23 protein-coding genes and 1 pseudogene are annotated in these 25070 nt (G+C 38.1%); 5 read left to right on the forward strand and 19 right to left on the reverse strand.

Annotated features, from left to right (window positions below; genetic code table 11):
• The 18 genes and pseudogenes from DMC01_RS14925 to DMC01_RS16505 form a co-directional block, all read right to left on the reverse strand.
• Nucleotides 1–615, reverse strand: a 615-nt coding sequence (locus DMC01_RS14925) for an aldo/keto reductase (RefSeq protein ID WP_246059030.1), incomplete at its 3' end; no start/stop codon positions are given.
• Between the two features lie 33 nt (nt 616–648).
• A complete protein-coding gene (locus tag DMC01_RS05170) occupies nt 649–2025 on the reverse strand; it encodes an MFS transporter (protein ID WP_185908724.1) in 1377 nt (458 codons plus the stop codon).
• 18 nt (nt 2026–2043) lie between these two features.
• Nucleotides 2044–2487 carry a cytochrome P460 family protein gene (locus DMC01_RS05175; protein WP_142693218.1) on the reverse strand — a complete coding sequence of 148 codons (444 nt, stop codon included), beginning with the start codon at nt 2485–2487 and terminating at the stop codon, nt 2044–2046.
• Nucleotides 2484–2609 (reverse strand): hypothetical protein, encoded by a 126-nt coding sequence (locus DMC01_RS15860; protein ID WP_282432257.1) that lies wholly within the window; start codon nt 2607–2609, stop codon nt 2484–2486. Before DMC01_RS15860 ends, DMC01_RS05175 begins: the two co-directional genes overlap by 4 nt.
• Nucleotides 2610–2758: 149 nt before the next feature.
• Entirely contained in the window at nt 2759–3928 is a 1170-nt protein-coding gene (locus tag DMC01_RS05180; protein ID WP_246059031.1) for an aldo/keto reductase, read from the reverse strand.
• A 713-nt stretch (nt 3929–4641) separates the two neighbouring features.
• Complete coding sequence (locus DMC01_RS05185; protein ID WP_142693219.1) at nt 4642–5109, reverse strand: MerR family transcriptional regulator; 468 nt, start codon at nt 5107–5109, stop codon at nt 4642–4644.
• Between the two features lie 261 nt (nt 5110–5370).
• Nucleotides 5371–6684, reverse strand: a complete 1314-nt coding sequence (locus DMC01_RS05190) for an aldo/keto reductase (RefSeq protein WP_221887132.1) — start codon at nt 6682–6684, stop codon at nt 5371–5373.
• A gap of 437 nt (nt 6685–7121) precedes the next feature.
• Nucleotides 7122–7730, reverse strand: coding sequence for a DapH/DapD/GlmU-related protein (locus DMC01_RS05195; protein ID WP_246059033.1), 609 nt, complete (start codon nt 7728–7730; stop codon nt 7122–7124).
• Between the two features lie 11 nt (nt 7731–7741).
• Nucleotides 7742–8809 carry an aldo/keto reductase gene (locus DMC01_RS05200; RefSeq protein ID WP_246059035.1) on the reverse strand — a complete coding sequence of 356 codons (1068 nt, stop codon included), beginning with the start codon at nt 8807–8809 and terminating at the stop codon, nt 7742–7744.
• Nucleotides 8810–9112: 303 nt separating this feature from the next.
• Nucleotides 9113–9253, reverse strand: a complete 141-nt coding sequence (locus DMC01_RS13295; protein WP_185908726.1) for a hypothetical protein — start codon at nt 9251–9253, stop codon at nt 9113–9115.
• Nucleotides 9228–10430 (reverse strand): MBL fold metallo-hydrolase, encoded by a 1203-nt coding sequence (locus DMC01_RS05205; RefSeq protein ID WP_142693220.1) that lies wholly within the window; start codon nt 10428–10430, stop codon nt 9228–9230. Before DMC01_RS05205 ends, DMC01_RS13295 begins: the two co-directional genes overlap by 26 nt.
• Nucleotides 10402–10530, reverse strand: a complete 129-nt coding sequence (locus DMC01_RS15865; RefSeq protein WP_282432258.1) for a hypothetical protein — start codon at nt 10528–10530, stop codon at nt 10402–10404. The genes DMC01_RS05205 and DMC01_RS15865 overlap by 29 nt, the downstream gene beginning before the upstream one ends.
• Nucleotides 10530–11180, reverse strand: coding sequence for an NADPH-dependent FMN reductase family protein (locus tag DMC01_RS05210; RefSeq protein ID WP_142693221.1), 651 nt, complete (start codon nt 11178–11180; stop codon nt 10530–10532). The genes DMC01_RS15865 and DMC01_RS05210 overlap by 1 nt, the downstream gene beginning before the upstream one ends.
• A gap of 283 nt (nt 11181–11463) precedes the next feature.
• Entirely contained in the window at nt 11464–12555 is a 1092-nt protein-coding gene (locus tag DMC01_RS05215; RefSeq protein WP_142693222.1) for an SDR family NAD(P)-dependent oxidoreductase, read from the reverse strand.
• 59 nt (nt 12556–12614) lie between these two features.
• Complete coding sequence (locus DMC01_RS13300) at nt 12615–12761, reverse strand: hypothetical protein (protein ID WP_185908728.1); 147 nt, start codon at nt 12759–12761, stop codon at nt 12615–12617.
• Nucleotides 12762–13101: 340 nt separating this feature from the next.
• Nucleotides 13102–13536, reverse strand: coding sequence for a MerR family transcriptional regulator (locus DMC01_RS05220; RefSeq protein WP_142693223.1), 435 nt, complete (start codon nt 13534–13536; stop codon nt 13102–13104).
• Between the two features lie 223 nt (nt 13537–13759).
• Nucleotides 13760–14557: an MFS transporter gene (locus tag DMC01_RS05225; RefSeq protein WP_246059036.1), complete on the reverse strand. Its 798-nt coding sequence runs from the start codon at nt 14555–14557 to the stop codon at nt 13760–13762.
• Nucleotides 14558–14991: 434 nt separating this feature from the next.
• Nucleotides 14992–15299: pseudogene (locus DMC01_RS16505) on the reverse strand (hypothetical protein); the annotation flags it as partial.
• Between the two features lie 825 nt (nt 15300–16124).
• On the opposite strand from DMC01_RS16505, the gene DMC01_RS05235 reads away from it, so the two are divergent.
• Nucleotides 16125–17957 (forward strand): Na/Pi cotransporter family protein, encoded by a 1833-nt coding sequence (locus DMC01_RS05235; RefSeq protein ID WP_142693225.1) that lies wholly within the window; start codon nt 16125–16127, stop codon nt 17955–17957.
• 468 nt (nt 17958–18425) lie between these two features.
• Here DMC01_RS05235 and DMC01_RS05240 read toward each other — a convergent pair whose 3' ends face one another.
• Complete coding sequence (locus DMC01_RS05240; RefSeq protein ID WP_142693226.1) at nt 18426–18692, reverse strand: hypothetical protein; 267 nt, start codon at nt 18690–18692, stop codon at nt 18426–18428.
• Between the two features lie 79 nt (nt 18693–18771).
• Between DMC01_RS05240 and DMC01_RS05245 the strand changes: the two genes are divergently transcribed.
• The 4 genes from DMC01_RS05245 (at nt 18772) to DMC01_RS05260 (ending at nt 25026) form a co-directional block, all read left to right on the forward strand.
• Nucleotides 18772–20466 (forward strand): hypothetical protein, encoded by a 1695-nt coding sequence (locus tag DMC01_RS05245; RefSeq protein WP_142693227.1) that lies wholly within the window; start codon nt 18772–18774, stop codon nt 20464–20466.
• A 401-nt stretch (nt 20467–20867) separates the two neighbouring features.
• A complete protein-coding gene (locus DMC01_RS14930; RefSeq protein WP_246059039.1) occupies nt 20868–21965 on the forward strand; it encodes a hypothetical protein in 1098 nt (365 codons plus the stop codon).
• Complete coding sequence (locus DMC01_RS05255) at nt 21962–23956, forward strand: phosphotransferase (RefSeq protein WP_142693228.1); 1995 nt, start codon at nt 21962–21964, stop codon at nt 23954–23956. The genes DMC01_RS14930 and DMC01_RS05255 overlap by 4 nt, the downstream gene beginning before the upstream one ends.
• Complete coding sequence (locus DMC01_RS05260; RefSeq protein ID WP_142693229.1) at nt 23953–25026, forward strand: glycosyltransferase family protein; 1074 nt, start codon at nt 23953–23955, stop codon at nt 25024–25026. Before DMC01_RS05255 ends, DMC01_RS05260 begins: the two co-directional genes overlap by 4 nt.
• The last annotated feature ends 44 nt before the right edge of the window (nt 25027–25070 follow it).

Genomic DNA, 25070 nt, shown 5'->3' on the forward strand with positions numbered 1-25070 from the left:
CCAAGGCTGAGGTGCGTGGATTAACATTAAATCAATATAATCAAGCCCAAGTTTTGCCAAGGACTGCTCTATACTCGCCCTTGCAGCCTCGTAGCTTTTGTGCTGTGCTGCTACTTTGGTGGTTACAAAAAGCTCATCTCGCTTTAAGCCTTTTGCCATAGCATTTCGCACGCCCTCGCCTGTGCCAGCCTCGTTTGCGTAGGCTTGTGCGGAGTCAAAGTGGCGATAACCCACATTTACAGCCGCTTCGATGGCTGCACCTACCTTGTCATTGTCGATTCTCCAAAGCCCAAGCCCTAGTTTTGGCACTTTGACGCCATTTGATAGGGTAAAAAACTCGTTAAGAGTTGAATTTGTCATAGCCTGTCCTTTCTGTGAAGTTGCCAAATTCTCGCTTGAATTTGCCTTGTCGCTTGAATTTGTGGCATTGTTCTTGTTTTCACTGCAAGCAACAAAAATAGGCATTAGGCTTAAAGCACCAAAACCAGCACCGATTTTTGCGAATTTGCTTAAAAATTCGCGTCTTTGAAAATTGCTTGAATTTGTGTTTAAACTCACACAATTTTCGCCTTGAAATTTGCTTTTGCAAATTTCACTTTGAATTTTACTACTCATTTTTTGCTCCTTTCTTGCAAAATTTTGTTAGCATTATAAAGCATTACACCTAGTGTTTGTCAAGGGTTTTTTGAAAAATTTTGAAAAAAATTCAAAAATTTTCAAATTTTTTGCGAAAATTCGCCAAATTTTGACAAAAAAAGTGAATTTAGCCCTTATTTTACGGCTTGCGATGAAAAACACCAAAGCCACGATGAAAATGAGTGTGCCATAAAGCAAAAACATTTCAAAAAGCCCTATGCTTGCCACGAGTGGCTGTGTGAGTAGTGGGGAGAGAAACTGCCCCAAAAATATGCAGCTTGACAAAATCCCCACGACTTTGCCACGCACAGCCTGCGGAGCGAGCTTTAAAATCCACGCAGAATTGTTGATATACACAAGCCCAGAGCCAAAGCCGATGATAGCCATCGCCACAAGCAACGCACCAAAATCGTGGATAAAAACGATGATGAGAAAGCCCGCACCAAAAAGCACCATACCAAAGGCATACAGGCTAAAAAGGCTGAATTTTAGGGACATTTTCTTATAAAACAACGCACAAAGTCCGTATGTAAGCGGTGGAATGCCGATAGCCACGCCCACAAAAGTGCTGTCAAGCCCCAAATAATCGCGTATGTAAAAGGGCAGCTGCGTAGGGCAAAGATAATACACCACAGAGCCAAAAAAGCCCATAAACCACGCACCAAGATAGGGCGTAAAGCTCATTTTCACGGGTGCTTGTGCGACTTTTTTGCGTGTGAATTTTGGCTCAAAAAGATAAAGCGCGTTAGCAATCAAAATCACAAAACCAAAGGCATACACCAAAAAAATGTATCGCCACGAAAGCGTAACGAGTAACCCACCCGCAAGCGTGGCAAGTGCGCCGCCAAAAGCCATAACGAAGTTTTGAAGCCCAAGCGCACCTTGCATTCTGTCCTTGCCGCCTTTGGAAAAATAATCCCCTATCAAAGTCGTAGAAATCGTCATCACAAAAGCTGTGGCAATGCCAAACACCGCACGACACACAAGTATCAAATAAAGATTATCCACAAAAGCCGCCCCGCAACCTGCTAGCGTCCAAATCAAAATGCTAGGATAAAGAAATTTAAGCTTGCCAAATTTATCCACCAAAGCCCCTGCCACAGGCGCAAAGAGCAAGACAAAGAGTGCTGGCATCGTAACGATAAGGCGCGTGAGAATTTCGACATTTGCCGTATCTTTAAAATGCGTTTCTATGGCAGGCAGGGCAGGGCTTACGATGACACCCGCTAAAATCGTCATCATCGACACAGAAAAAAGTGCGAGTTTAAAGCCCACTCTCTCGGTAATATCCACAAGTTTTTTGTCAAATTTGCTATCATTGCTCGCGTATTTGTGTGGCAAAGCCTTGAATTTCGCACTTTTTTGCGTTTTTGTGAATTTATCGCTCATCATTTGCCAAAAACTCCGTCATTTTAGTTTGTAGGATTTAATCCTATCAATCGAAAACACCTTATCCTCGCCGCTAATAGAGCTTGTGTGGCAGTCCTTGCAACGAGCGGGATTGTCGTTTAAATTCACGCTTTTATCGGCGTTGTAAGGCATAAATTCCCACGCTTTGCCACGCTTTTGCATAGCTATGTAGCGATTTAACGCACCCTTTTTGCCGCCCTCGTTGAAGTATTCCTCAACCACGATTTTAGCACCATTTGGCAAGACACCATCTCTTTGAAGTGCGATTATATCGTCCTTTGAGATATACATATCCTCAATGACACCCCCTCGAAACTTGCTGTAATACATAACGCCTTGCTTGTAATCATCGCTTAAATCTTGTGCGAGAAGCGACGCAAAACTTACAGCAAGTGCAAGGCTGATAAATTTAGTCTTTTTAAAGGCAACACTTGTTTTCATTTTTTATCCTTTCTTTTTTCGGCTTGTCTGCTTTCGTTTAAAAAATTCACGCAAAAGCCTGAATTTTCAGTTAAATTTAAGTCAAAGGTGCAGTATTTCGAGCGAGAAATCGCTTTTGGCAAACGAGGCTAGACTAACAGCGAATGCGGTCTGCCGAAGTTTGTTAAAAGCGATTTATCGCCGAAAGACGAGCCTGCCTTGTGAATTTTTTAAACAAACACTTCAAAATCACAAGACAACGACATCAAACGCACCCACAAAAATGCCTCAACTATCTATTCAAACTCTCCCCAGCGGTTCTCTCATTAAACCACTTAATCCTTTGTGGGTCTTGATGGTCTAACAAAGGCTTATTCGTTTCAAGTTTGGCAATTTGTGCCATATCAGCTACTGTAAGCTCAAAGTCAAAAATAGCCAAATTCTCACGCATTCTCTCAATCTTTGAAGTCTTGGCAATGCTTACAATGCCCCTTTGATACACCCACCGCAAAATCACTTGAGCCACAGTTTTTTTGTGAGCTTTGGCGATTTTTGTGAGCGTTTTATCAGTAAGAATGCCATCACGCGTTTGTTTTAAGGGGCTAAATGCCTCCATTTGAATGCCAAGTTCTTTGAGATTTTGCTGTGCCTTAACTTGCTGAAAATGCGGATGGCATTCGATTTGATTGACAGCAGGTGTTATCTCATTGTTCTGCACGAAGTCCATAATGCGAGCGGGGTTGAAATTACTCACGCCGATAGCCCGCACAGCCTTGTCCTTGTAGAGCTTACTCATCGCCCGCCACGCTCCGTAGGTGTCATTTACAGGCTGATGAATGAGATACAAGTCTGCATAAGGGGTTTTAAGCTTTTTTAGGCTCTCAAAATACGCCTTGCCAGCCATTGCCTCGTTTGCGTATGGGCGAAAGAGCTTGCAGGTGATGAAAAGCTCGTCTCGTTTCACGCCTGTTGCTTTAAACGCCGCACCTACGCCTTCTTCGTTTGCATAGCTTTGTGCGGTATCAAAGAGCCTATAACCTGCCTCTAATGCTTGCTCCACAGCCTTTTGCGTTTGTTTCATATCGCCAAGTTTGAGCGTGCCAAAGCCAGCGGCGGGCATTTTCACACCATTGTTTAGCGTAAAGCTAGGCATTGTGGCGGCGATTTTCTCGCCTAAAGCTGAATTTGCCGAAGCTGCCCTTGCCTTGCTTGTGAAAATCGACACTCCGCCAAATAAAGCTACACCTGCTGTTAGCTTGGCTGAATTTTTAAGAAATTCACGCCTTGAGCTTAAATCAGCGGTGTTTGCTTGTGATGGCAAATTTTTGGCGAATTCTTGTGAATTCGCAACGCCGCTTGAATTTGTAGCGGTTTTTGGCAAATTTTCGCCGCCACGACTTGAATGAACGGCAAAGCCGTTTGAATTTGTGGCGAAAGCACCACGAGAATGCACCTTTTGCATTGTCTATCCTTTCAAATAAATTTGCAAATTTATTTTGCTTTTGAAATTTTACAAGATGAGAGTGGCTCTCAGTCAAGGGTTTTTTGAAAAAAATTTCAAATTTTTTGAAAATTTTTTATGAAAGGCTGAATTTATGGCGAATTTTTGGGTGAATTTTTTTGGTGTTTTGTGAAGTTTTTTAAGAAAGTTACAATTTGGCGTGAATTTTTTATGATTTTTATAAAAATCTGTGAATTTTTTTGTCAAAACACCTAAAAAATTCACAAAATTCCATTGCAAAAACGCTTAAATTAAAGCGTTTCCACGAGTGCAGTATTTTGGATGAGAAAATGATTTTTGCGGACACGAACTAGACATAATAGTCTGTTAAGTCCGCAAAAATCATTTTATCGCCGAAAGACAAACGAGAGACACGCTAAAATTATGGCGTTTGATAGCAAGAAACACTCAAAAATTCACACTAAAATTCAAGCAAAATTCACGCTTTTACTAGCGGTAGCGGTCTGCCGAACGCACAAAAAGCATTTTATAGCCAAAAGACGAGCCAGCCGAATTTAAAAAGCCCACAAAGAAAGCTAAAATTCACACAGCGACAACCTAAAATTCAAGCAAAACTTACCCGCCCCCCAAACCCCCCTCCGCAAGGGCGGGGGGCTTTTTTCACTAAAATTCAAAAGCAAAGCCTAAAATTCAAGCAAAACTTAACAAAACATTCACGCTTTTACTCTTTTCTTTGCACTTGCTCCGTCTTTTAGGCTTTTGTAGTTTCGCTCTTTATCGTAGTATTCTTTCAGTGCCTTGCTTTTGCCTACGCTTGTGTGGTTTTTGTCCTTTTGTGTGAGGATTTTGATTTTTTTATCAAGGCATTCAAGTGCCTTGCCGTAGGCTTCTAGAGTGCGAAGTATCTCTGTGCGTTGAAGTTGTAGCATTTCGATACGCTGTGGCAGGCTTGAATCGCCAAGTTTGCAAAGCTCGACAAACTCGAGCACCTTGGCGATGCTCATACCCGTCTCACGCATACACTGCACTAGCCCCACCCACTGCAAATCCCGCTCGCTAAAATAGCGGTAGCCGTTGTCGTCCCTGTCAATATGCGAGAAAAGCCCGCATTTTGCCCAGTAACGAATCGTGTGGCAGCTGACTTTTGTGATTTTTTCGACTTCCTTAATAGTATAAGCCATTGTGTAGTCCTTTGTTTTAGTGAATTTTAGTGTGGATTTATTAACATTTGGAATTAGAAAATGGATTGTAGAAAATAGAAAAGGAAATTTAGGCAAAGTGTGAAATTACAAGAATTTGAACGAAAGCGGACAAGGCGAAGTATTGCGAGACGATTTTAAGGGTTGTGCAGTGAAAATCGAACAAGGCTAGGTAGTGAAACCTGCCGCCGTGAGATTTTCACAAACTCCCTTAAAAGTGTCCGCAAGACAAGCCGCTAGCCACTACTTCACCAAATTTTTCAAAGACTCTCTCGCTTGCTCCTCAGTTACCGCCCCCACAATCTCGTGCGGCACATAAGGTGCTTCCAAAAAGGCGATTTCTTTTGCACTCAGCTTTATTTTCATAGCATCCACTGCCTCGTCAATGTATTTTGTCTTGTTCGCACCGATGATGGGCGAGCCTACACCCTTTGCAAGTAGCCACGCAAGCGAAATCCCACTCATCGACACGCCCTTTTTCTTGGCAAGTTCATTCACGCGAGCAGCGATGAGCTTGTCTTGTTCTTGCATTTTATCATACTTACCCACAGCCGTTTTGTCCGTCTTGCTACGCAAAGTGTCGCTTTTCCACTCGGTGCGTGCTAAACGCCCAGAAGCTAGCGGCGAATAAGGCATAAGCGTTACATTTTGCTCTTTGCAAATAGGGATTAGCTCGCGTTCGTCCTCGCGGTAAAGCAGATTGTAGTGATTTTGCATAATGCTAAATGGCGTTAGCTTGTTATCCCTTGCCACTTGCTGCATATTCATAAATTGATAGCCAAACATAGCACTAGCCCCAAGCGCACGCACCTTGCCAGCCTTTACCACTTCGTGTAAGGCTTGCATAGTCTCTAAAATCGGCGTGGTGTAATCAAACCTGTGGATAATGTAAATATCCAAGTAGTCAGTGCCTAGCCGTTTCAAAGTGCCATCAATCTCCCTTAAAATCGCAGCCCGAGACAGCACACCCTTGTTGAAATACACCTTTGACGAGATGACGACATTTTCTCGCTTTGCGTGCTTTTTCAAAGCCTTGCCAAGATATTCCTCGCTAGTGCCAGCAGAATAGACATTTGCCGTGTCAAAGAAGTTTAGCCCCTTATCCAAGGCGTGCTTGATGATGGCTTCGCTGTCCTTTTCATTAAGTGTCCAGTCGTGCAAAGTGCCTGCCTTGCCAAAGCTCATCGCACCTATGCAGATTTGAGAAATCTCAATGTCCGTGTTGCCTACCTTGACGAAATTAACGCCGTTTTGGGTGCGTGTAATCTTTGCACCACCGCTGTTTGCATTACTCATAGTGTTTCCTTTGTTTGAATTTGCGGTATTTAAACCGCCTTTGTTTGATGAATTCGCTGAATTCACGCCTGAATTTGCCGAGTTTGCACTAGCACAAGCCGTCATCAAAGGCAAAGCACTAAGCATCGCAAAGCCCGCAAACTTGGCTGAATTTGTAAGAAATTCACGCCTTTTGCCTTGAAATTCACTTGAATTTGTGTTTAAATTCAAGTCGTTTTCGCCTAATTTTAGGGACTTGTTGCCCTTAATTTTACTACTCATTTTTTATCCTTTCTTTTTTGCCAAATGCTTGAAATGCTAAATTTCTCGCATTTTCGGCAAAAATCTTAAAAATTTGTAACAACATTATAAAGCATTACACCTAGTGTTTGTCAAGGGCTTTTTGAAAAAAATTTTAAATTTTTCAAATTCTTTTGCAAAAAATTTAAAAAATTCATAAAAACCCAAAAAATCCGTGAATTTTTTTGAATTTTTGCGAAAACAAAACGCAAAAATTCAAAAAAAGCCGTGAATTTCTACGAATTTTTAGCTCAAAAATAAGCCAAAATTCACGCAAATGCGTAAGGTTGGATTGCCACGCAGTTTTTTGTAAAAAACTGCTCGCAATGACGGCTTGGGTTGAATATTTAGCCCAAAATCAAGCCAAAATTCACGCCTTTTATCAAAGCACAAAAATCCACAAAGCCACGCAAATTAGCTTAAAATTCAAGCCTTTTTATGATTTTTGTGGGATTGCCACCCACGATAACATTGCTTGGCACACTTTTTGTAACGACAGCCCCAGCGGCGATTATGGAGTTTTCACCCACTTCCACGCCCGGACAAATAATAGCCCCAACGCCCACCCACACACGATTGCCGATTTTCACGCCCTTGCAAAGTGTGGTAGAGCGGTTTTGTGGGTTAAAATCGTGGTTTATCGTAACGATATTTACCTTTGGGGCGATGAAAGCACTCTCGCCTATTTCAAGCCCACCTCTATCCATAAAAGTGCAGCAAGTATTGATAAATACGCCTTTTGCAAGGTGCGTGCCTCGTCCAAAGTCCGTGCAAAAGGGCGGCATTACCCACACGCTACTATCTAATTCATAGCCAAAAAGTTCGCTCAAAATCTCACGCACAGCCTCAGGCGAATGGTAGGCATTGTTGAGATAAGCGGTAATTTTTTGGGCGTTTGTGATGGCTTTTAGCATTTGCTCCCAGCCCTCGCTTTGATAATTCACGCCCTTTCCTGCCAAATCTTTTTTGAAAATCTCAGCACTAAAATCCACTCTTTCAAGCCCTAAACTTTCGCTTAAAGTCCTCATTGCCTTACCTTTTAAGAATCCCACGCGAAAGATGATTTATTTGTATCCATTGCATTTAGGGTTTTTCTATCGCTCTCATCAAGTGCGAAGTCAAATACAGCGATATTTTCATGCATTCTTTGCTCTTTGGAAGTCTTAGGAATCACCACTATGTCTTGCTCGATGAGAAAACGAAAAGCCACTTGTGCCACGGTTTTGCCGTGTTTTTGGGCGATTTTCATCAGCGTTTCGTTTTTGAAAAAGTTATTACGCCCTGCTACAAAAGGACTCCACGACTCTAAAATCGTCCCATACTTTTGCATAGCCGCTCGTAAGGGCTTTTGCTGATAAAAAATGTGCGTTTGGCATTGATTTATCGCAGGGGCTATCTCGCAAGACTTCACAAAGTCCGCAAATTCAGTGGCTTTAAAATTTGAAATCCCCAAAGCTCTTATGCGTCCGTCTTTATAAAGCTTCTCCATAGCCTTATACATCTGCTTTGAGCCGCTGTAATTATCGTATATAAGCAATAAATCCACAAATTCAAGCCGAAGTTTTCTCATCGACTCGTCAAAGCGGCGAAAGGTTTCATCATAGCTCATATCGCTTGACAGCTTGGTAGTGATGAAAAACTCGTCTCTTTTCACGCCAGAACTCGCCACAGCTGCGCCCACTTCGGTTTCGTTGCCATACATTTGTGCCGTGTCAATAAGGCGGTAGCCTATCTTAATCGCTTGCAAAATCGCGTTTTGCCCGTCTTTGCCACGCAAATCATAAGTGCCAAGTCCCAAAATAGGCATTGTAACGCCGTTGTTAAGCGTAACAAATTCCATTTTTATCCCCTTTAAAGTTGAATTTGCGGAATTTTCTGAATTCACGCTCTTTGTCGCTGCCATCAAAGGCAAGGCATTAGCAAGCATTGTCAAGCCTACTATTTTGGCTGAATTTTTTACAAATTCACGCCTTTTGCCTTGAAATTCACTTGAATTTGTGTTTAAATTCGTGTGAATTTCGCCTTGAAAATCTGCTTGAATTTTATTTGAATTCAAGGCAGTTTCGCCTAAATTTAGGGACTTGTTGCCCTTGTTTTTGTCTTTCATTTTTTATCCTTTCTTTTTTGCCAAATGCTTGAAATGCTAAATTTCTCGCATTTTCGGCAAAAATCTTAAAAATTTGTAACGACATTATAAAGCATTACACCTAGTGTTTGTCAAGGGCTTTTTGAAAAAAATTCAAAAAATTTGCAAATTTTTTTGTAAAAAATTTAAAAAAATCACAAAAACCCAAAAAATCCGTGAATTTTTTAAATTTTTGCGAAAACAAAATGCAAAAATTTAAAAAGCCGTGAATTTCTACGAATTTTTAGCCCAAAAATAAGCCAAAATTCACGCAAATGCGTAAAGTTATGGATTGCCACGCAGTTTTTTTGTAAAAAAAACTGCTCGCAATGACAGCGTGGCGTGAATTTTTAGCCCAAAATTCAAGTCAAAATTCACGCCTTTAACATTTTCGCAAAACTCAATTCCACCACGGTTTAAGCTCAAATTTTTCCCACAGCGGTGTTATTTGCCCAATTTGTGGCATTAAAAGCTCAAAGTCCCAACTGTCCTGTGTATAAAGTGTGTGAAGTTGCCTTAAAGGCTCATTCCAAGCGTGTGGAGCGAGTTTGAATTTGGCATTATGCACGCTCATTATGGCTTTTGCGTGAAGCTCTCTTGCTATTTGTAGGCTTTGGTGCGGAAAAGCGTGGATGAAAGCCCACTGCTCGTTGAATTGCCCATTTTCCAAAAAGGCTATGTCTATACTCTCAAAACGCTCGCCAAAGTCCCTAAAATGCTCTCCATAACCGCTATCGCCCCCAAAAAACAGCCTTTTGCCCTTGTGTTCGAGCAGAAAACTCGCCCAAAGGCTCTTGTTTTGGTCAAACAGCCCCCTGCCTGAAAAATGCCTTGTCGTTAAACAATAAAACACAAAGTCATCAAATTTAGCCACTTCGTCCCAATCAAGCTCGGTAATATCGCTCTCATCAACGCCCCACGCTTTAAGGTATTTGCCAACGCCTAAAGGCACGATAGCTTTATCCACTTTATGTGCGAGTGCTTTTATCGTTTTTTTGCTCAAATGGTCGTAGTGATTGTGTGTGATAATGAGAAAATCGATATTTGGAAGCTCATAGGGGGTATAAATATCCGCACCATTAAAGGCTTTGATAATAAAAGGCACGGGGGCTGCATTATCTTGCAAAATCGGATCGATTAAAATGTGCTTACCGCCTAGCTTTATAAGGTATGATGAATGTCCAAACCACACAAAACTAGCTTCTTGCATTTGCGTTAAATCACTTTTGATACTAGAAATTCGTACTTTTGGCGTATTTAGCAATGACAAAATGGCTTGAAATTTGCTTTGGGGCGAATTTTTGTGTGGAATTTGTGAATTTTGAGTTGAATTTAAATTCACGCTTTTTTCATTTAACTTTTGTGAATTTTCGTTTGAAAATTTTGTTGAATTTTGTGAATTTTCGCCCAAATTTTGCGATTTCAAACCCAAATTTTTCGCCATTTCTTCTTGCAAATGCACCAAATCATCGCCGCTTATCATCATAGACGTATTTTGTTTATTGACAAAACCGCCCTTAATAAAGCCAAACATAGCCCCCACCGCCTTATCCTTAACGAAATTTGGCGATTTTTCAATGCGTTCTTGCGATAAATCTTTCATAAAATTCTCCCTTTCTAGCCAAAAACCAAAGCCAAATGCTAACACAAAAAGCAAAATGGCAAGTTTTATCACCTTTCTTTAACACAATTTTGATCTTCATCAAAGCCCTTTCACAAAGGCTTGAATTTTTCTTTTATCAAGTGTATCAAATGCCTTGTTTAAGGCTATTTGCCTTTGATTTAAAGAAAGCAAATTTGGCACTATTTTTTCGTAATTTTTAAAGCTATAATCCAAAACCCCAGCAATTTGCTTAATCTTGGCGTATTTTTGCACGCTTTTTACGCTTTCTCCAAGCGAAAAACCAGCATTTGTGATGATTAAAAAAAGCCTTTTATCTTGCAAATTTACGCTGTTTAAAAGGCTTTTCATAGGCGCGCAAATATCCATACCCCAAAGCGGAGCGGCTATGATGACATTTTCAAAGCCCTTTAAATCAGGCTTTGCAAGTATTTGCGGCAAAATGTTTCCTACTCTTTGTTCATTTGCAAGGGCAACCGTGGCTTGATAGTCCTTTGGATAGGGCTTTGCCGTTTGCACCTGCCACAAAGCCCCACCCACAAGGCTTTGAGCGTAGCTTACCAAAATGTGAGTATTGAGCGTTCTTGTGTAATACACAAAGATATTTTTGCTTGAATTTGGGTTTGAAATTGTGCTTGCTAAAAGTGGCGAAAGCCCCATCATTACGCTAAATCCTGCAAATGCAAATTTGCTTGAATTTTTAAGAAATTCACGCCGATTTAAATCTTTCATTTTTTGTCCTTTCTTTGAATTTTGTGAATTTTTTAGTAAATTTGCTTAAAAATTCACGGATTTATTCAAAATCACGGCGAAAATTCACGCCAAAGCGTGAATTTAACGGACGAAGTCCGTTTTTGAACGCCATTTGACAAGGCGAAGTATTGCGAGACGATTTTAAGGGTTGTGCAGTGAAAATCGAACAAGGCTAGGTAATGAAACCTGCCGCCGTGAGATTTTCACAAACTCCCTTAAAAGCGTCCGCAAGAATTCGCCGTTGCCACGCAAACAAAAAAAACTAACGCTTATCAAACGCACTATTCCCCGCATCCGCAAAATCCGCCACCTTACCCGCATAGCTTTCAGTAGCTGTCATATCACTTTGCACGAAAGCGATTTTATTTCTCGCACTCTTAAACGCCGCATCGCCCATAAACAAGCTAAATGGGGGCTTTTTCATATGCGAAGTCTCATAAATAATGCGTGCAAACTCAGTAGGGTTGCCTGCTTGCTTGCCGTTGTAGGCATTTGTGCGTTCAATGAAGGCTTGTCGCTTTTCATTATAATCACTCAGTGTAAGCTCACCCAAATTCATACTCGCACCCAAAAATTCAGTGCGAAACGCCGCAGGCATCACATTTACAACCGCTATGCCAAAATCCTCTAAATCCTGCATCAGCCCTTCACTGAGTGCAGATAGGGCGAATTTACTCATACTATAAGTCGTGGAAACCCCAGGCACTCGAAAGCCAGCGATGGAGCTGAGATTGTAAATGCGAGCCTTGATATTTTGGGCGTTGCCGCCCTCACTTAAAGCCTGCGGACGCATTATTTTAAGGGCGTTTTGTGCGACAATGAAAGGTGCGAAAACATTTACCTCAAACTGTTGTCTTAACTGCTTTTCGCTCACTTCCTCGACAAAGCCTAAAAGCCCGTAGCCTGCGTTATTTACGACATTATCAAGGTGTCCAAATTTCTTTTGAATTTGTGCTAGATTTTGTGCGACTTGCCTATCTATGTTTTTGTCAAATGTCAGCACGAGTGGCAAGAAATTATCATCTGTCGCCAAGCCCTTAAATTTAGCCTCCACGCCCTTTTTGCGTGAAGTAACAGCGATTTTATCGCCCTTTTCAAGCAGGTATTTTGCCAAAGCAAAGCCCAGCCCACCGCTTGCACCTGTGATAAACCACACTTGTGGATTATTTTGTGTGTTTTGCATTGCGTTTCCTTTCGTTGAAGTTGCGGTGTTTGCACCGCTTTTATTTGATGAATTCACATTTGAATTCACGCCTTGATTTGTCGCCAAAAGTGGCGAAAGCCCCGTAGCAGCAACTGCTACACCTAATTTTGCAGAAGTTTTGATAAACTCTCTGCGAGATTGTGTTTTCATTTGCAGTCCTTTCTTTTTTTTCGGCTTGTCTTGCGGACACTTTTTTTGTTTCGCTACGCTCACAATCCGTTGGGTGTGGAGACACTTCGCAAACTTAGTGCGGATGAACTATCTGTTCTATCCACACTCATTTGCTCGTGCAACCCCTTCTGCTTGCAGTTGCAAAACGCGTAGCACGAAGCAAAAAAAAAAAAATCGTCTCGCAATACTTCACCTTTGTTTTCTCAAATTTTAGCTTTAAAAATTTGGTAACTACATTATAAAGCATTACACCTAGTGTTTGTCAAGGACGAATCTAAAAAATGTAAATTTTTTTAGATTTTTTAATTTTTTATGAAAACCATGAATTTTTTGAAGTTTTGTGTAAATAAGATGCGAGAAATTTGCAAAAGCCTTAAAATTTTGTGAATTTTTTACAATAAATTCACAAAATTGTTTGAATTTTGCCTACAAAATTAAAAACTTTGCCAACTTACTTGCGAATTTTTGGCTAAATTCAAGCAAAAAATCAAGCTATTTAAACACACTTAAAATCGCAATTTAAGCCTAATTATCATCGCATTTATATTTTGGCAAATTTTTGTAATAATGTTTGCTATTTTTGTCAAACAAATCTACATTCATTTCCTCCATATCCTCGTATATGGCAATTTTGCGTTTGATTTTTTTAAGCGAGGATTTAAGTTTGGCTAAATGTTCCTCGATTTTGATTTGCTGACGTTGCAGTAGGTGTTTGCGTTGTGTGGCGGTGTCCTTGCCCTGCGAAAAGAGGTAGAGATAGCGGCGAATGTCCTCTATACTCATATCAATGCCACGCAAGCACTCTATCCACTGAGCCCACTCGACATCGCTTTGTGCGAAGTAGCGTGTGCCGTGCTCGTTAAGCTGGGTAAATGGGAAAAGCCCCTTGCTCGCCCAAAAGCGAAGTGTGCGAGAGGCTATGCCCGTTTGACGTTCGACATCTATGATGGTGTAAGACATTTTTACTCCTTTATTTTTTTAAGTCTTGAATTTAGGCTATTTTTTAAACTTTTTTGTTTGAAAGTTTGAATTTTTCGTTGTAAATTCAAGTTTTTGCTTTAAAAATTTAATTTTACACTATAAATTCAAACTTTTTTTTGAATGCTTGAATTTTACCAACAAAAGCTAAAATTTAAATGCTGAATTTAGAAATGTAATTATAAAACATTACATCTAGTGTTTGTCAAATGCTTTTTAAAAAAATCAAAAAATTTGCAATTTTTTCAAAATTTTGTGAATTTTGAAAAAAATTACCCAAAACACTGCTTAAACAATAAATGAAAAGTGCAATGCCAATAAGCGTAAAGTCAAGTTTTGTAACACTCAGTAAAAATTCGCTCATATAGCTATAAAAACCAAACATAGCACCGATTGAGAAAATCACAGCAGCAAAGCTTATCCACACTATAGGTTTTACAAGTATATAAAGCTGTCTTTTTTGACTTTTTGCCTTTGTGCCTACCTTGCTTTTTACAAAAAAGAGCGTGGCTACAAAGGCTATGGCGTTGATAAGTGCAAAGAAAATAAAGCTTGTTTGAAGTGAGGTTTTACTTGCAATATAACTTGTAAAAGGTATGCCAAGTGTCATACCTGCCGAAACAGCCATAAAAATTTTGCTTGTTGTTTTTGCTGCTTCGCTTTCGGGCACGGATTTTGCTGCAACACTAAAAGATAAAGCACAATACACAGGATGAAAAAACGCTGGAATTGCACGCAAAAACAAAAGCAGTAAAAAATTCGTGGTAAATGCAGCTACAAGAGAGCTTATGCTAAACACAGCAAGACAGATAAGCATTACTTTTTGCGCATTAAATTTTGTAGCCAGCAAGGGCGTAATCGGTGCAGTAAAAGCCACAATAAGAGCAAAAAGACTTACCATCCAGCCTGCATCAGCTACGCTGACATTAAATTCTTCGGCTATAATGGGGATAATACCCATAGCTCCAAGCTCAGTAGTTAAAATCGCAAATACCCCAAACATAAGGCTTGGCATAAATAAAATAGGCGATTGATACTTTTAGCTAAAATGACCTAGGATTTTTCCTAATCAATTTTAACAAAATTTTATACAAATTTTCATTCTTAACTTTTACATTAGATCGAAATTCACTCTCTTTCAAATGCGTAAAAAGAAAAATTCTCTTGCCGTGAAACTGACTTAATCTAGCCTTTGTAAGGTCCCCAAAAATTCACAATTTCGTTGATATGGTTTCGCCCGTTTGCAAACTCGTTTTTGCTATGTTTTACTCTGTAATGAGCCTTTGCTCCTTCTTGCAAAGTTGCAAGACAAAACGAAGCAAAAAATCCACCAAGGCACCGTAGGCTTTAAGCTTATCGCTGTAAATTTCACTTTCTTCAAGCTATGAAAAGTCCTTTATTATAGGCAGTAGCTCTTTGGCGGAGCAAGTGTTTGAGCGTATAAACGCAACCATTTCGCTTTAACATACCGAACACAGTCGTTTTCTTGCCAGCCCCACGCCCACGCTTACCACGAACACGCCTTGCCCATTCTGCTTACAGTTGCGAGTGTAACGAAGTAAAAAATAATTCTCATCAACTTCAATCTTGCCACTCATTTTCTAGAGAAACTTCGTTTTGCTGATTTTTCGCACTCTTTAAGGGTTAAAAGCTTGCTACACAATTGCATTAACACAAGGGCGATAAACCTTGCACAAAACGGCGATTTTGCTTACGCAAATGTCAGCACAAAAGCACTCTAAAATTGATTAAATTTTCGCTTTTAAATGTAGGACAAAAATATATACTAAGATCGATTTTACCAAGCTTTGGGCTGTAATTATATTAGCTAAAAGTATCAATCGCCTTAAAATATGTGTTTTTGTAATTATCGTTTTTCCTTGGAAAATAAATTCTTTGTGTAATTATACGACCTGATAGCTACTCTTTGTCAAGGGTAAATTTTAAAAAAATTGCAATTTTTTTGTATTTTGTAAAATTTATGCAAAGTGAATGTAAAAAAATGTTATTTTATCTTTTGCTTTTATAATATGTCATAATGCAAGCTTTAAATAAAATTTAAATGTTAAGGACAAAAAACCTACACAAAAGTTTAATGAATTCTTAGCAAAAAAGGAGTTTTTAAAGATCTTTAAAAAGCATTGATTTATCGCATAGGCTTGTTGAGCAAAGCGAAGAGGCTTTAAAATTTAAAGAGCTTTTTGGATACAAGCTAAGATAAGTAAGGATTAAGATTTATAAAATAACTTTTTAAAAAAAGCCCTTATCAAATAATCATAAATCCTTGCAAAAAATTTTAGCTTAAATTTAAATTATCCTAACTAATTTTAAAAAAGCCAAGATAAACTTAGCCTATCTTTAAGGCAAGAAGTGAGGTTTAAATTCAAGCTTTTAAGCTTAAAATTTTATAAAAAATTCCTTACAAAAAACGGTTTAAGTGCTAAAACTAAAATATATTTTTTATCAAAAAAATTATATTTGTCCTTAAAATATGCTAAAATTCTACTTTTAATAAATTTTAAATATTTTAAGAATTTAGCCTGAATTCTTAAAAGTAAAAGGAGTTTTCAATGTTTCTTAGATTCATCAAGCAGTATTATTTTGCTTTGATTGTCTTGCTAGTCATTTATGCACTTGCTGTGAATAAAGAAATAGGCGAGCTTTGTGCTGGTGTGGCTATCTTGCTCTTTGGTATGATCTTCTTAGGAGATGGCTTTAAGGGCTTTTCAGGGGGCTTTTTAGAAAGGGTGCTTGCAAACTGGACCAAGACCTCGCTTCGTAGCGTTACCTTTGGAACTGTGGCTACTATGATAATGCAAAGTTCTAGCATAGTAACAGTTCTTGCTGTAACCTTTGCAGGAGTTTCTTTGATAACCGTGCTTCAAGGCATAGGGGTTATGTTTGGGGCAAATTTGGGAAATTCCTTTGGTTCTTGGCTTATAGTTGGGGCTAGTTCCATTAGCATTTCAGCCCTTGCCTTACCATTCATCGTGGGGGGGCTACTTTTGAATTTTCGTCCTAGCAAGGCTCAAAAATGCTTGGGCAAGATTTTGGCAGGCTTTGGCTTCTTCTTTTTGGGTGTTTTTTACATTAAGCTTGGCTTTGAGGGCTTTAAGGAGATAATGGATCTTTCTCAGTATAGGCTTGAGGGCTACAAGGAGGTCTTTGGCTTTTTGTTTATAGGTGCTTTAATGACAGGGATCATTCAAAGTTCTCACGGCTCCTTAGCCATCATCATAGCCGCCTATGTTGAAAATCAAGTAAGCTACTCAGGTGCTCTTGCTGCCGTGCTTGGCACAAGTGTGGGCGGAGTTGTTACCGCACTTGTAGCCTCTCTTGGATCTACTACTGAGGGTAGGCGCTTAGCAGTTGCAAATTGTATGTTTAATTTTATCACTGTCTTCATAGTGGCTGTGTTTTTCCCACTTTTTCAAATTTTAAATGATCTCATTGGCACAGCACTTGGCTTTTCTGAGGGCTCACCCTTTCGCTTAGCCATCTTTCATACCCTCTTTAATCTCTTTGGCATAGTGCTTTTAATAGCCTTTATACCAGCTATGGCAAGCTTTTTAAACAAGGTCATTAAAGGCTCTGCAAAGTCAAAAAGCACAGTTTCTTTCATCAACGATGGGCTCTTATCTTATCCAGATACAGCCATTCAAGCCTTGACAAATGAAGTGAAGCATCTTTATGATAATGCCTTTAACATTATAGCTCACGCCATAGGCTTTCATAGGGTTGATCTAAGATCTGATCAAAGGCTTGAAGAGGCTCTTAAAAGGGATGATTGGCTAAAACAAGAAATTGATGTCAATGGGCTTTATAAAACAGAGATCAAATCTTTGTTTAATAGCATAGTTGATTTTTCAACCAAGCTTCAAGGAAATGTGGACGAGCCAAAGCTCATAAGAAGGATAGTTGGGCTTCAAATTGCCTCTCGCAAGATAGCAGAGGCTACTAAGAGTGTAGGGATCTTGCAAGTAAACATCAAAAAATTCACCCAGGATACAAATCTAACGCTTAAAAAGGAATATGATGATCTAAGATTAGACCTAGGAAAGCTCTTACAGCTAATAGAAGGCATGAAGATCTCTCCAAAAAAGAAGATCAAGGATATGAAGCATATACTTAAAAAGCAAAAGCAGCTTTTTAAAAGAGAGGATAAAAATGCCTTTGTTGCCATCGAGGGGCTAATTCGCAAAAAGTCCATCAGCTCAGCAGCTGGAACCTCTTTGTTAAATGACATATCCTTTACAAACACGGTTGCAAAAGAGCTTATCACTGCTATAAATCATATTTACGGTTTATCTAAAAATGAGGCCATTGGTGATTATGAGATAAAGCAAAAAAGGGCTTTAAGAAAGGCTAGTAAGAAAAAAGGCGAGGAGAGCGTAGAGGGCTAAAATTTAAGCTTCTTCTAGCTTTAAAACCTTATTAAAGCTTTTAGCTGTCAAATTTTAAGTTTCATTGTGGCTTTAAACTTCTTAAAGCTTGAGGATAGCAAAAAAGGCTAAATTTAAGCCCTAGCTTTAAGCTGTTAAATTTCAAGCCTCATTTTAGCCTTAAACTCTTAGAGTTTTTAGCTAGTGAATTTTAAGAGCTGTGAATTTACGAGCTTGAAATATCTTTTTTAAGATCCAAGAAGAGATCTTGCAAGTGATCTCTTTTGGATCCCTTGCTTTTTTAAATCTTTTTTAAAATCTTGATTAAAATTTGCAAAAAAAAAAAAAAAGAATCTATGCTATAATTTAGCCTTCAAACAAGATTAATATAATCTTAAAGCCAAATTTAATTTTAAAAGGATGACAATGCTAGAAAAATTACACTTAGAACTTGACAAGGCACAAGGTTTATGGAATTTTGATGAGATGCTAAGTATATACGAAAAAGCCTTCAAACAGGGGGGGGGGGGGGGTAAGCCCCGATAAATCAAATTTAAGCCTAGATGAGCAAGGTTTAAGCTCAAAGGAGCTTAGTTTAAGCTCTGTCAATAAAACCTTAAACACTAATCCCTCTTTAAGCCAAGAAATTTCAGACAAAACTATAAATTCAAACTCCCCCACAACCTCTTTAAATACAGAAGCTTCAAGCAAAGAGCCTATCAATTCAAACCCAAGCTCACTTAAATTTAGCGACAAAAATTCAGATCAAGCCTTCCTCAAAGACTTTGCAATCTTTTTATACGACAGTGCAAATTTTAACAGGCTTTTTGAGCTTTTGCAAGCTTTCAAAGAAGAGCCTAGCTTTTTTAAAGAGTGCAATTTTGATCTTTCTTTCAAGGAATTTAAAGAGACCTTAAAGGATCTTTTGCAAGGAAAATTAAATACAAACGATCTTTTAAACGCCAAAGAAGCACTAATTCGCAAGGATATAATCGCCCTTTTTGTGCTTAAAGAAGAGATTAAAAAAGAAGCTCTCACAAAGGAGCAAGCCATAGGCTTTTTAAAAGGAGTTCTCTTTCACAGCCCATCTAAGATCACAAAGGCCGTGTTTATAAAAGCTTGCGTGGATTATTTTGAGCTAAGGGATCTAGCCTTTTTTAACATACATTCTATAAATCTTATCATCATCTTGCAAAATGACTTCTTTGGTGTCTTTGGAGCCTCTTTATACTATGATAAATGGAGCTTTTCTTTTAAGAAAAACTTCTTTGGCAAGGAAGAGTTAAAAACTCCTTGCAAGGTTGCCCTTTGCGTGTGTGGGGCATTGAGAGGCAGAAACTGGCCTACACTTTTAAATAAGATCATAGCAGATCTAGGCTTTGAGGTGGATGTGTTTTTGTTTGCCTGGGATGAGGAGTTCACCTGGGCAGGACTTGGAGGAGGGTCATCTTTAATTTATAGACGTGCTTATGATAATCCAACCTTAAAAAGCAAGGCTGTAAAAGAAGTAGCTACAAATGCCGAACTTGCAAAGCATTTTCCCAAAACCTATGCAAAATTAAACAAGGAAAAAAGCGTTCCCTTGTCCTTAGACAAAATCAAGCTAATTACAAATTTAAAGGCTTTCAGACTTGAAAAGGGAGAGGATTTTATGAAAAAATATGCCATAACTAATCCAAATCCCAATGTGGTGAAGTATTATTACGCCAAAAATCAGGTATTGAAGCTTTTGCAAAATTATGAGGCACAAAACAAGCTTAAATATGATTATATCATCCAAACTAGGCCTGATTGGCCCTTTAAATTAAACAAAAACTTAAAAGATTTTGAAAAGCTAGCCCCTCAGGACATACTTGTAGAAACAGGAGTAGGAGGGCTTACAGATGCTCTTGTCGTAGGACCTGCTAGTTCTATGAGCATTATGCTATCCATTTGGGATCTAGGAAATTTCAATAAGGCTAATGTAGCAATGTTTAGATCCTTGCCAAATGCTATGGGAACGCACGGACTAAGCTTTGCCTTTTGTTCTTTGGCTGGACTTAGGGTAATTTCATCAAATCCTGTTCCAAACTGGAGAGGCTTTTCAAATGATGATTGGATCTTGCCAAATTTTGACAGCGAGCTTGAAGAAGACATCAAGGCTTCAAAGCTAGACAAGGACACCTTGGATAAATGCCGTGAGTTTTTTGAGGCTTTTAAGGATCTATTTAAACACAAAGAAGGAGAGCCTTCAAACATAGTAGAATGCCTGAATTTAAACAAGCAAGATGCCTTAAATGCCAGTAAAGGCGAGCTTGCTACAGCCTTGCAAACAGTTGAAAGACAGTACAAGGCCTTGCTAACGCAGTATAAGCAAACTCAAGATGAGGCAGCTTACAAAAACTATCTAAGCTTTAAGCTAGGCCAAGCCCTAATCAATGCTTATAAGAATTTGTGGCGTGGGGATCTGCTTAAATTCTTCTTTTATGAGGCCTTTAAGATTAGAAAAGAACACAAAGATGCCATAAAGAGAAAAAAGAACTTAAAATAGGCTGTGAATTTGGCGTGGCTTGAAAGATTAGGCTCAATTAAGTTTAATAGAATTTTATCTTATCAATTTTAGTAAATTTCAATAAAGCTTTTGTCCTATTTTTATCTAAGTAGACTTTTAGCCTTGCTTGAAAGTTTTTATGAGAATTTAAACAAAAACTTGCATTCTTTGAGCCTTATTGAAAAATTTAAAGCTTAAAAGAGAGGTAAAAAATTCAAGTATTTTTGAAAATTGTATTAGAGGCTTGAATTTAAAGACTCTTACTTGGATAAAAAATGATAAAAATTCACGCAGTTTAAAAAAATTCATGCAATTTTAAAAAAATTCACACTTTTTTGTAAAAAATTCACGAGGGCAAAAACCTCGCAAATAAAGCCTTTATAAAACAACAAAGGTAGAAAATGACTCCAAAAGAGTATGAAAAAATTCATCAAAAATGCCTTGTCATAGACCTAGATGGCACTTTGAGCATAGATGAAAATAAGCCTTACAAGGATAGGGCTATAAATGCCGCCTTAGTTGCTACCTTGAAAGGCTATAAAGATAGGGGATTTAGGATAATAATTCACACAAGTAGGTCTATGAGAAGCTATGCTGGGGATGTGAAAAAGATTATAAAACACAGCTTGGATGAGATCTTAACTTGGCTTGATAAGCACAAGATCCCTTATGATGAGGTGGTGGTGGGCAAGCCTTGGTGCGGGGCAAATGGCTTTTATGTGGATGATAGGGCTTTGCGTCCCAGCGAATTTGTGAGTTTAAGCTATGATGAGATAAGTTTGCTTTTAGCAAGGGAAAAAGAAGTTACGGAGGCTAAATTCAATGAAAAAATTAGTTTAAACAAGCTAAATTCGCAAAAAAATTCAAGCACAAACTCATACAAAAATTCAAGCAAAAAGTCTTTAAATTCAAAGCCTAAAAATTCAAACAAAAAGCCTTTGAATTCAAAGCCTAAAAAGCCTTCAAAGCCAAAAAATGCTTCGCATTCAAAGCCTAAAAACTCAAGCAAAAATGCCTTGAATTTAAAAACTCAAAACTCTTTAAAAGAGCTTTCAAAATTAAAGTTTAACAACTTGTCTCAAACATCACACTCAAAAACTAAGAATCAAGCTAAAAGCACTAAAAATTCACAAAATCTGCCTCAAAATAATTTCCAGTTAAAATCTCAAAACTCAGCCAAAGAAACCTTAATTTTAAGCCCTCAAAAACTAGACACAAAAAAGATTAAAAATTTACAAAACCCACATAAAGATAGTTTAAATTCAAAGTCTAAAAATTCACACAGTGCAAATTCAAAGCCTTCAAATTCAACAGTCTTAAACTTAAAAAATTCAGCCAAAAAGTCTTTAAATTTAAAGTCTTCAAATTTAAAATCTAAAAATTCAAATAAAAATTCTTTAAATTCAAAGTCTGAAAACTCAAACAAAAATGATTTAAATTCAAAGCCAAAAAATGCCTTAAATTCAAAGCCCTCAAAATCAAAAGGTGTTACAAAGTGATATTAATCACCTCCGCAGCCTTTTGTCCTAGTGAGTTTGGGGTAGAATTTGGCAAGATCCCACCTAGCTTTTTGCCACTTGGTGGCAAAAGGCTTTATGAGTTTCAAGCAAAGCTTTTTAAAAAATTTAGCAAACAAAGGCTTGTTTTATCTTTGCCTCAAGGCTTTAAAATCAGCAAGATAGAAGTAAAAAGGCTTGAAAATGCTGGCTTTGAGCTTATCTTTGTCCCACAAAGGCTAAATCTAGCCCAAAGCATAAATTACTGCCTAAATATGCTCTTGCCCCTAAAAGAAGGGCTGATTATCTTGCACGGAGATAGCTATTTTTTAAACCTTGTTGAAGCCTCCAACGCTCTTGGCATCTCAAAGGCTTTAAATAGCTATGATTGGGTCAGTTTAAATGACACAAATATAATGCCTTTTAATGTGAAAGATAGTCAAAATTTCACGTTACAAAGCGAAGATGAGCTTTTTAAAAACGACACAGCTAAAAATGTCGTTTCAAAATTCACTTCCCAAAGTGAAAATGTCATTTCAGAGCTTGCACCACAAAGTGAAAATCTCGGCATTAAAAATGCCACCTCAAAAGCCACTGTGAAAAAAGCCATACCCAAAAATGATACACAAGAAAGGATTGTTGTTTCAAAAGCTAAGACACAAAGTGAAAATGAGTTTTTCGAAAATATTTCAAATAAAAACACAGAGTCAAAAAATTCTACACAAGCAAAGATTGCTACTTCAAAATTCACGCCCCAAAGCCAAAACACAGTTCCTAAAAAGCTCTCTTCAAAAACCACAAACACCCCATCAAAACCCACCACGCAAAAACTTACAAGCTCAAAAGAATTCGTTCTTAATGGCTATTTTTGCATACAAAGCCCCTATGATTTCATCCGCTCTATGCTAAAGGCAAGCTATGATTTTATACTAGAGCTTAAAATATACTCGCAAACCCATCCCTTTGAGCTGCTTTTAATCGATGAGTGGTTTGACTTTGGGCTTTTAAGCGCTTATTTTAACTCCAAATCCTCACTTACAACCCAACGAATTTTCAATGACCTAGTCTTGCAAGATGGGTATTTAATCAAAAGTTCAAAGGATAAGGCTAAGATAAGGGCTGAATTTGAGTGGTTTAAAGCCTTGCCTGAGAAGCTAAGCCTTTTTGTGCCAAGGGTTTTAGAGCATAAAGAGGGCTATAAAATTGAGTATTTATGCCTTAATACCTTGGCTGAAATCTTTGTTTTCTCGTCCTTGCCTAGCCTTGCTTATAAGCAAATTTTTGCTAGCTTAAAGGACTTTTTAGAAAAATTACACTCCCTTAAATCAAAACAAAGCTTTGATTTTAATTACAAAAAAAAGACGGTTTCTCGTTTAAAAGAGCTTGAAAGGCAAAGGGGCTTGAATTTAAACCTGCCCTTTAAATTTAATGGCAAAGTCTTGCCGTCATTGCTTGAAATGCTTGATTTTTTAGATGAAGTTATGCCCTCAAACAAAGAGCAGTGCTTCATACACGGGGATTTTTGCTTCTCAAATATCTTTTATGATTTTCGCACACAAAGGATCATTTGTTTTGATCCAAGGGGGATGGATTTTAGTAGCACACAAACGCCCTTTGGAGATGCAAATTATGATCTAGCAAAACTAGCTCATAGCATTTTGGGGCTTTATGATTTTATAATTTTTGGCTTTGCAGACTGTGAATTTAAGGCAAATTCTACAAATTATGAAATAAATTTTTCTTTGCCCATAAATGAAAATATCAAAGAAATTCAAGCCTTGTTTTTAGCTAGTTTCAAGCTTTCAAAAAGTGAGTTTCTAGCACTTTGTGTGCATTTGTTTCTTTCAATGCTGCCCCTTCATTATGAGGATACAAACAAGCAAAATGCCCTACTAGCAAATGCCTTAAGGCTTTTTAGCGAGCTTTTAAGGGAGAGTAAAAAATCCAAGCAAAAATTAAAGCTTGTGAAAAATCACAAAAGGCAAACTAAGTGAAAATAGTATTTACAATGGCAGGGGCAAGCTCTCGTTTTACAATGGCCGGCTATACAAAGCCAAAATATATGCTTACATTAAGCCTTGAATTTGACGCCTTTTTTCACAAAATAAATGAAAATTCTTGCATTGAGAGTGGCTTTGAAGCTGAGCTTGACAATGAACTTGGCAAGAATTTTAAAAGCAAATTTAAAAAAGATCTTGAAGGTGTTTTCAAAAAGGCTTTTGAACAAATGCCTAAAAACAAAAATTCAACTAAGCTAGAAAAAGATTTCAGCAAGGTTGAAGCTGTGAATTTTACACCTTGCAAAAGAAGCCTTTTTTACTATGCTGTGGCTGGGTTTAGAACTTATTTTAAAGAATGTGAGCTTATTTTTATTTGTAGAAATTTGCAAGGCACAGAGGCTTTTATCAAAACTGAGTGTGAGACACTTGGCATTAAAAACTTTCGCATAGCCACCCTTAAAGATCTAACTCAAGGACAAGCACACAGCCTTTATCTTGGTTTGCAAGATCTTAAAATAGCACAAAATGAGAGCATTTTGGTTTTTAATATAGACAGTTTCAGACCAAATTTTAGCCTTCCAACAAGCTTTGATTTAAATGCTATTGATGGGTATTTGGAGGTATTTTTAGGGCAAGGGGAGCAGTGGAGCTTTGTTTTGCCCTTTAATACTAGCGAGTATGAAGGTTTAAATTCAACAAAAGAAAAGCCTTGCAAGGATTTTGGCTTAAAAGCCTTGAATTTTCCAAGGCAAGAGGGCTTAAATTCAAAGAATATTGATGAAAATTCAAGTGAATTTAAGGTAGCAAAAACGACAGAAAAGGAAAGAATTTCCCCACTTTGTAGCACGGGGCTTTATTATTTTAGCAAGGCTTATGATTTTATGCAAGCCTTTGAAAACACCTTTAAAAATGGGACAAAAATTAAAAACGAATACTACATAGCCCCGCTTTATAACGAGCTAATTCAAGGCAGCAAAGACATCCGCTATCATCTAATTGATACAAATGAAGTGATCTTTTGTGGCACTCCAAGCGAGTATGAGGCCCTGTTAAAAACTGTTTAAAATTTTTTGCAACAAAGCAAAATAAAGCCAAAAGCTTTTAAAAA

The organism is Campylobacter troglodytis, from assembly GCF_006864425.1.
Lineage (GTDB): Bacteria > Campylobacterota > Campylobacteria > Campylobacterales > Campylobacteraceae > Campylobacter_D > Campylobacter_D troglodytis.